Annotated in this window: 4 protein-coding genes and 3 rRNA genes; 1 reads left to right on the forward strand and 6 read right to left on the reverse strand. The window is 59.2% G+C overall.

Annotated features, from left to right (window positions below):
- On the forward strand, positions 1-556 hold a 556-nt coding region (locus tag LQV45_RS12100), incomplete at its 5' end, for a LacI family DNA-binding transcriptional regulator (protein WP_230007237.1).
- A 170-nt stretch (positions 557-726) separates the two neighbouring features.
- Here LQV45_RS12100 and LQV45_RS12105 read toward each other — a convergent pair.
- From LQV45_RS12105 to LQV45_RS12130, 6 genes are all read right to left on the reverse strand, one after another.
- Complete coding sequence (locus LQV45_RS12105) at positions 727-1,227, reverse strand: SRPBCC domain-containing protein (protein ID WP_230007238.1); 501 nt, start codon at positions 1,225-1,227, stop codon at positions 727-729.
- Between the two features lie 126 nt (positions 1,228-1,353).
- Positions 1,354-1,470: ribosomal RNA gene (rrf, locus tag LQV45_RS12110) — 5S ribosomal RNA — on the reverse strand.
- Between the two features lie 244 nt (positions 1,471-1,714).
- Positions 1,715-4,850: ribosomal RNA gene (locus LQV45_RS12115) — 23S ribosomal RNA — on the reverse strand.
- A 517-nt stretch (positions 4,851-5,367) separates the two neighbouring features.
- A 16S ribosomal RNA gene (locus LQV45_RS12120) occupies positions 5,368-6,894 on the reverse strand.
- The 16S, 23S and 5S rRNA genes sit together here, the layout of an rRNA operon.
- Positions 6,895-7,427: 533 nt before the next feature.
- Entirely contained in the window at positions 7,428-8,741 is a 1,314-nt protein-coding gene (tyrS, locus tag LQV45_RS12125; protein ID WP_230007239.1) for a tyrosine--tRNA ligase, read from the reverse strand.
- A 60-nt stretch (positions 8,742-8,801) separates the two neighbouring features.
- Positions 8,802-9,138, reverse strand: a 337-nt coding sequence (locus tag LQV45_RS12130) for an ATP-binding domain-containing protein (RefSeq protein ID WP_230007240.1), incomplete at its 5' end; no start/stop codon positions are given.

Genomic DNA, 9,138 nt, shown 5'->3' on the forward strand with positions numbered 1-9,138 from the left:
TTCCGGCATCGCGGAGGCCGCAGCCCGCCACCTGGTCCAGCTCGGCCACAGCAAAATCGCCCATATGACCGGCGATGCCGCCTACGACCAGGATTTCCGCCTTCCCGGGACACGCCAGGCGGGCTTCAAGAAAGCCATGCGCGACGCCGGGCTGACGGTCCGTCCGGAGTGGCAGATCTCCGCCGATTTCACGATCCAGGGCGCCTATGCCAACGCCCGTACGCTGCTCGGCACCTCACCGGAGCGCCCCACGGCCGTCTTTGCCGCCTCCGATGAGATGGCGATTGGGACGATCCTCGCTGCCCGGGATTTCGGCCTGCGGGTGCCGCAGGACCTCTCCGTCATCGGCATCGACGGCCATGAACTTGGTGAGGTCTTCGGGCTCACCACGTTCGATCAAGACGCGCGGGGCCAGGGCGCGCTGGCCGTGCGGCGCTTGTTGGCCAGGCTCGACGGCGCCGGAGACGCGGCGGCCCCGCACACCGAATACCCTACGCGCTTTGTCATCCGGTCCAGCACCGCTGTTCCGCCCCTTGACCAAGGACAGATCCGCTAGTCTCCGGCTATTTTCGCCGTGGCGGCGTTCCTGCCCAGTTCCTCGCTCCATTGCCTGGCCGTCTGCCCAGAACGGCCCGGAAAGCCGGGGATGCCCCACGGGTTCTCCGCCCCGGGTCCTCCGAGCAACTGGGAAGCAACGCCTCGATCCGGCCCACAGGCCAAGCAAGCTCAGGCGCCGGCGCCGCCCATGAAGCGAACAAAACGGTCCAGGACGCCGGGCCAGCCGGCCGCGTAGTCTGCCCGGGCGGCCGCGGGATCCTCGGCGCCTTCCCAACCGCTGTGAACCAGGCGTAGCTCTGTTCCCTCGCCGACCGCTTTGAAGGCCACCCGGAGCTCAGTGGACCATATGGCAGTGGTCCCAGGGTGCCAGCTGGCATGGAAGGACAACGGCGGCTGCCAGTCGTCAATGGATCCCCACACGGCTGTCCGGCCGTCATCAGCGGTCTCCATGATGAGGCTCTCCTCGAACTCCACGTAGGAGCCGGCGCCATAGACGCTGTGGTCCTCCAGCGGCCACCAGAGGTGCGTATGTTCGGTGAATCCCACAAAGGCCCGGGCGACGGCGCCGGGTACCACCACCGTGTAGACAACCGGCTCCAGGCCGTCGGCTACCTCCGGCTCGGGGCCATCAGAAGGGTCAACGGGAGCATGGCTGAAGAGGTTATCCATGGGCAACAACTCTACCCGCGCCGCCCAACCGGGCCCGCATGGGGTTTCGGCTTGAGTATTTCGTATGGGTCGTTAAATGCGGGAGGACCCCCACCTGGTGGTGGGGGTCCTCGACCGTTAATGGTGTTCCGGCGGTGACCTACTCTCCCACACCCTCCCGGGTGCAGTACCATCGGCGCTGTGGGTCTTAGCTTCCGGGTTCGGGATGGGACCGGGCGTTTCCCCCACGCTATGACCGCCGTAACCCTTGCTCCGCCACCGTGCCCGCTGTTGGCGGGGGTGGGGAAATCTGTGGTTACAACATGTTCGCTGCGGCCTTGGCCGCAGGTGTGGTGTTGTTATTTTGTTGTGGTTTTGTTCCTGTCGCAACGTGCCGTCGGTGACGGGTTTGTTGTTTGGGAACCACATAGTGGACGCAAGCAGTCTTGTTTCTTTGTACCCTCCCCATGGTGTGAACGTCTTTTGAATCCGTTCACGGGAAGAGTGTGTGGTGTAAGTTATCGGCCTATTAGTACCGGTCAGCTTCACGAGTCGTTAGTCCTCGCTTCCACATCCGGCCTATCAACCCAGTGGTCTGGCTGGGGGCCTCTCACACACAAGGTGTATGGAAATCTCATCTCGAAGCGAGCTTCCCGCTTAGATGCTTTCAGCGGTTATCCCATCCGAACGTAGCTAATCAGCGGTGCACTTGGCAGTACAACTGACACACCAGAGGTTCGTCCGTCCCGGTCCTCTCGTACTAAGGACAGCCCTTCTCAAATTTCCTGCGCGCGCAGCGGATAGGGACCGAACTGTCTCACGACGTTCTAAACCCAGCTCGCGTACCGCTTTAATGGGCGAACAGCCCAACCCTTGGGACCTACTCCAGCCCCAGGATGCGACGAGCCGACATCGAGGTGCCAAACCATGCCGTCGATATGGACTCTTGGGCAAGATCAGCCTGTTATCCCCGAGGTACCTTTTATCCGTTGAGCGACGGCCATTCCACAATGTACCGCCGGATCACTAGTCCCGACTTTCGTCCCTGCTCGAGATGTCTCTCTCACAGTCAAGCTCCCTTGTGCACTTACACTCGACACCTGATTGCCAACCAGGCTGAGGGAACCTTTGGGCGCCTCCGTTACTTTTTAGGAGGCAACCGCCCCAGTTAAACTACCCATCAGGCACTGTCCCTGACCCGGATTACGGGCCGAAGTTAGATGTCCAAAGTGACCAGAGTGGTATTTCAACGATGACTCCACCCGAACTGGCGTCCGGGCTTCAACGTCTCCCACCTATCCTACACAAGCCACTCCGAACACCAATACCAAACTATAGTAAAGGTCTCGGGGTCTTTCCGTCCTGCTGCGCGTAACGAGCATCTTTACTCGTACTGCAATTTCGCCGAGTTTATGGTTGAGACAGCGGGGAAGTCGTTACTCCATTCGTGCAGGTCGGAACTTACCCGACAAGGAATTTCGCTACCTTAGGATGGTTATAGTTACCACCGCCGTTTACTGGGGCTTAAATTCTCAGCTTCGCCTTGCGGCTAACCGGTCCTCTTAACCTTCCAGCACCGGGCAGGAGTCAGTCCGTATACATCGTCTTGCGACTTCGCACGGACCTGTGTTTTTAGTAAACAGTCGCTTCCCCCTGGTCTCTGCGGCCCCGATCCCCTCCCACCAGCAAGTGGTGTTCAAGGTTGGGGCCCCCCTTCTCCCGAAGTTACGGGGGCATTTTGCCGAGTTCCTTAACCATAATTCTCTCGATCGCCTTAGTATTCTCTACCTGATCACCTGTGTCGGTTTGGGGTACGGGCGGCTAAAACCTCGCGTCGATGCTTTTCTCGGCAGCATAGGATCACCGAATCCCCCCATACGGGGGTCCCGTCAGATCTCAGGCATCATGAACGGCGGATTTGCCTACCGTTCGCCCTACATCCTTAGACCGGGACAACCATCGCCCGGCTCGGCTACCTTCCTGCGTCACACCTGTTAATACGCTTGCCTCCCAGGATCAGGTCCCGCGCTCCACCAAAACCCACACACCCCGAAGGGTGCTAGGGCAGGTTTCGGGCGGTTAGTATCCCCTGTTCAGCATGGGCGGTTTTTCGCCGGTACGGGAATATCAACCCGTTGTCCATCGACTACGCCTGTCGGCCTCGCCTTAGGTCCCGACTTACCCAGGGCAGATTAGCTTGACCCTGGAACCCTTGATCATCCGGCGGACGGGTTTCTCACCCGTCTTTCGCTACTCATGCCTGCATTCTCACTCGTGTAGGCTCCACCGCTGGTTTCCACCGCGACTTCACTGCCCACACGACGCTCCCCTACCACTCCAGACGCCTGAACCACAAGGGCTTGGCTAATGTCTGAAATCCACAACTTCGGCGGTGTACTTGAGCCCCGCTACATTGTCGGCGCGGAATCACTTGACCAGTGAGCTATTACGCACTCTTTTAAGGATGGCTGCTTCTAAGCCAACCTCCTGGTTGTCTTCGCAACTCCACATCCTTTCCCACTTAGCACACGCTTAGGGGCCTTAGTTGGTGGTCTGGGCTGTTTCCCTCTCGACTATGAAGCTTATCCCCCACAGTCTCACTGCTGCGCTCTCACTTACCGGCATTCGGAGTTTGGCTGACGTCAGTAACCTTGTAGGGCCCATTAGCCATCCAGTAGCTCTACCTCCGGTAAGAAACACGCAACGCTGCACCTAAATGCATTTCGGGGAGAACCAGCTATCACGAAGTTTGATTGGCCTTTCACCCCTACCCACAGCTCATCCCCTCCATTTTCAACTGAAGTGGGTTCGGTCCTCCACGACGTCTTACCGTCGCTTCAACCTGGCCATGGGTAGATCACTTCGCTTCGGGTCTAGATCACGCCACTGCAACGCCCTATTCAGACTCGCTTTCGCTACGGCTTCCCCACACGGGTTAACCTCGCGACGTAACACTAACTCGCAGGCTCATTCTTCAAAAGGCACGCCGTCACCCCTACACGATCGCTCGCGGAGGCTCCGACGGATTGTAAGCACACGGTTTCAGGTACTGTTTCACTCCCCTCCCGGGGTACTTTTCACCTTTCCCTCACGGTACTGGTCCGCTATCGGTCATTAGGGAGTATTTAGGCTTATCAGGTGGTCCTGACAGATTCGCACGGGATTTCTCGGGCCCCGTGCTACTTGGGATACTTCACCAGGCGGTGCACAACATTTCGGTTACGGGGCTCACACCCTCTACGGCCGGCCTTTCAAGACCGTTCACCTATGCCTGCACTCTCACCTTCCCAGCCCGGCAGAGCTGGAGTGGGAAGTCCCACAACCCCGACCATGCAACGCCCGCCGGCTATCACACATGGAACGGTTTAGCCTGATCCGCGTTCGCTCGCCACTACTGACGGAATCACTATTGTTTTCTCTTCCTGCGGGTACTGAGATGTTTCACTTCCCCGCGTTCCCTCCACGCACCCTATGTGTTCAGATGCGGGTCACCAGGCAGCTCGCGCCCCTGGCGGGGTTTCCCCATTCGGACACCCTGGGATCACAGTCCGGTTATCGACTCCCCCAGGCTTATCGCAGATTCCTACGTCCTTCTTCGGCTCCTAATGCCAAGGCATCCACCGTGTGCTCTTAAAAACTTGACCACAAAAGATCAAGGAGTAATTTTCGAGAGAACCACAGAAACCACCACCATCACCCCAAAAGGCAACAGCGACAGATCCAGGTTCATATTCTTGGAAATTGCTTCTTATAAAAGATGCTCGCGTCCACTATGTAGTTCTCAAACAACAACCCCGTACCACACACCCCACACACACCCCGCCCCCGAAAGAGCAGAACAACCGTGTGATCGGTGCAGCCAGGAAACCAGAAACACAAGTCCCGGAACCACCACGGCCAAAGCCGCAGCAACCCGGTCCTGTTGCCTCAGGACCCAACAGTGTGCCAAACACTACCCAACAGCTCATTCCGGCGTGCGTTCCAGGACACTCTCAAGAGAGCATCCGTACTAGCTGCCGGCCTCTGCCGCCAGGCACCTATTTGTTGATATTCCACCCGTGAGCACCCGCCGCAGAACTTGCGTCTGCGCAACGGGCGTACTCCTGACAACCCCACCACACGGACATAACGCCCGGCAGGGTGGTTGTAGGTGCTCCTTAGAAAGGAGGTGATCCAGCCGCACCTTCCGGTACGGCTACCTTGTTACGACTTAGTCCCAATCGCCAGTCCCACCTTCGACAGCTCCCTCCCACAAGGGGTTAGGCCACCGGCTTCGGGTGTTACCAACTTTCGTGACTTGACGGGCGGTGTGTACAAGGCCCGGGAACGTATTCACCGCAGCGTTGCTGATCTGCGATTACTAGCGACTCCGACTTCATGGGGTCGAGTTGCAGACCCCAATCCGAACTGAGACCGGCTTTTTGGGATTAGCTCCACCTCACAGTATCGCAACCCTTTGTACCGGCCATTGTAGCATGCGTGAAGCCCAAGACATAAGGGGCATGATGATTTGACGTCGTCCCCACCTTCCTCCGAGTTGACCCCGGCAGTCTCCCATGAGTCCCCGCCATTACGCGCTGGCAACATGGAACGAGGGTTGCGCTCGTTGCGGGACTTAACCCAACATCTCACGACACGAGCTGACGACAACCATGCACCACCTGTGAACCGGCCCCAAAGGGGAAGGACTGTTTCCAGCCCGGTCCGGCCCATGTCAAGCCTTGGTAAGGTTCTTCGCGTTGCATCGAATTAATCCGCATGCTCCGCCGCTTGTGCGGGCCCCCGTCAATTCCTTTGAGTTTTAGCCTTGCGGCCGTACTCCCCAGGCGGGGCACTTAATGCGTTAGCTACGGCGCGGAAAACGTGGAATGTCCCCCACACCTAGTGCCCAACGTTTACGGCATGGACTACCAGGGTATCTAATCCTGTTCGCTCCCCATGCTTTCGCTCCTCAGCGTCAGTTAATGCCCAGAGACCTGCCTTCGCCATCGGTGTTCCTCCTGATATCTGCGCATTTCACCGCTACACCAGGAATTCCAGTCTCCCCTACATCACTCTAGTCTGCCCGTACCCACCGCAGATCCGGAGTTGAGCCCCGGACTTTCACGGCAGACGCGACAAACCGCCTACGAGCTCTTTACGCCCAATAATTCCGGATAACGCTTGCGCCCTACGTATTACCGCGGCTGCTGGCACGTAGTTAGCCGGCGCTTCTTCTGCAGGTACCGTCACTTTCGCTTCTTCCCTACTGAAAGAGGTTTACAACCCGAAGGCCGTCATCCCTCACGCGGCGTCGCTGCATCAGGCTTGCGCCCATTGTGCAATATTCCCCACTGCTGCCTCCCGTAGGAGTCTGGGCCGTGTCTCAGTCCCAGTGTGGCCGGTCACCCTCTCAGGCCGGCTACCCGTCGTCGCCTTGGTGAGCCATTACCTCACCAACAAGCTGATAGGCCGCGAGTCCATCCAAAACCACAATAAAGCTTTCCACCCCCCACCATGCGATGAGGAGTCATATCCGGTATTAGACCCAGTTTCCCAGGCTTATCCCAGAGTTAAGGGCAGGTTACTCACGTGTTACTCACCCGTTCGCCACTAATCCCCGGTGCAAGCACCGGATCATCGTTCGACTTGCATGTGTTAAGCACGCCGCCAGCGTTCATCCTGAGCCAGGATCAAACTCTCCGTTGAAGTAAAACAGACACAACATGCGCCCCCGGGAAAACGGGATGCACACGCTGCACAAAATTTGAAACCAGCCAAATAACACCAGACCACACCACGGGGTGGCGGGCCCGGCAAATTCAACCAATTCAATACAATAAATTGGTATCAACAAACTTGGCACACTATTGAGTTCTCAAACAACAGACACATTCGAATACTTGCCGAAACAATTCATTTCCATGAATTCTTTATTCCGCTTTTCTTCGCTGCGATGTTTACAGCTTATTTCATTCATTTCCACTTTGCAAATTCGCGATTTTCATCGGAATTTCGCTTTGCGGAGCGAATCCGCCCAGCAGAATTGAAGCAATTTTCATTATGTGCGCCTGGCGCATGAAGAATTGCTTCTCATTTGTGGGGGTTTGTCACCACTCAACGGCGGCAACTCAGAAAACAATACACGCTCCTCCCCGGCCGTGCAAATCGGCCGGGAAGGAGCGTGCAGGTGCGTTTTCGGTACCAGTCAGGATCCGCTACCAGTCAGGATCCCGTGCTGGTCAGGGCGCGGCGACTTCCACTGTTGCCAGGTTCTTCTTGCCCCGGCGCAGAAGCAGGTAGCGCCCGTGCAGCAACTCGCTGGCCGCAATAACGGCGTCCGGGTCAGATACCTTCGCATTGTTGACGTAGGCGCCGCCCTCCCCCACAGTGCGGCGGGCGGCGGACTTGCTCTCAGACAGACCGGAGGCGACCAGCAGCTCGATGATGCCCAGGGCGCCGGCGTCAACCGTGGCGGAGGGCAGCTCGGAGGTCGCCGCCTTCAGTGTCGCTTCGTCCAGTACGGAGAGGTCGCCGTTGCCGAACACCGCGGCGGAAGCCGCAATGACCTTCTCCGTGGCGTCCACGCCATGGACGAGCGAAGTCACCTCGTAGGCCAGCTTTCGCTGGCCCTCGCGGGCGAAAGGCCGTTCGGCGATCGCGAGCTCCAGTTCCTCAATCTCGGCGCGGCTCAAGAAGGTGAACACTTTGAGTCGGTCCGCGACGTCGGCGTCCGCCGTGTTGAGCCAGAACTGGTAGAACGCGTACGGGCTGCACATGGTTGGATCCAGCCAGATCGCGTTGCCCTCGCTCTTGCCGAACTTGGTGCCGTCAGAGTTGGTGATGAGCGGCGTTCCCAGGGCGTGGACGTGCTTGCCCTCAACCTTGCGGATGAGCTCGGTGCCACTGGTGAGGTTGCCCCACTGATCCGAGCCGCCGGTCTGCAGCATGCAACCGTAGTCGCGGAACAACTGAAGGTAGTCCATGCCCTGCAGGATCTGGTAGCTGAACTCCGTGTAGCTGATGCCTTCGTCGGAACTGAGGCGGGAGGCAACGGCGTCCTTGCGGAGCATGGTGCCGACACGGTAGTGCTTGCCGATCTCGCGCAGGAAGTCGATGGCGCTCAGGGGCGCCGTCCAGTCCAGGTTGTTGACCATCCGGGCCGCGTTGTCGCCCTCGAAGCTCAGGAACCGACGGACCTGGGCCTGAAGGTAGCCCACCCACTCGGACACGGTGTCCTTGGTGTTCAGGGTGCGTTCCGCCGTCGGACGCGGATCACCGATCAAGCCCGTGGAGCCGCCCACGAGTCCGAGTGGCTTGTGGCCGGCCAACTGGATCCGGCGCATGAGCAGCAGCTGGACCAGGTTGCCCAGGTGCAGGCTCGGCGCGGTCGGATCGAAGCCGCAGTAATACGTCACGGGGTCGCCGGCGAGGAGCTTTTCGAGCTCCGCCTCATCCGTGGAGACGTGGACAAGGCCGCGCCATTTCAGCTCCTGCCAGATATTGGCAAAGCTGGGATCGTTCTGCTGGGCATCGAGAATATTTAGCTGGGACACGGAATCTAAGTTAGCAGGATCAACCGGGCCGCAGCGCAGGTGACGCCCGCCGGCCCGGGCCTACTCCTCGATGCCTGCCGGGACTCCGGCGGCGGCGATGAGCCGCAGGCGCTGGGTGGGCCGGGTCATGGCCACGTACAGGTCACCCACCCGGCCGTGCTCGTGGTTGAGCATGTCGGTCGGTTCCAGGACCACGACGCCGTCGAATTCCAGCCCCTTCGCCTCGCGGGGACTGATCACCACGATGTCCTGCGCGTAACTCCCGGCGCCCGTCCCGACCCGGTGGCCGTACACGGCCCGCAGTGCCGCGCTGGCCTCGGGGAGAAGGCCGCCGTCGGCGATGACCGCCAGCAGGCCGCCCTCGATGGCGTCCAGTTCCTCCGGAAGCACCTCGACG

It is taken from the genome of Microbacterium sp. Bi128, assembly GCF_918698205.1.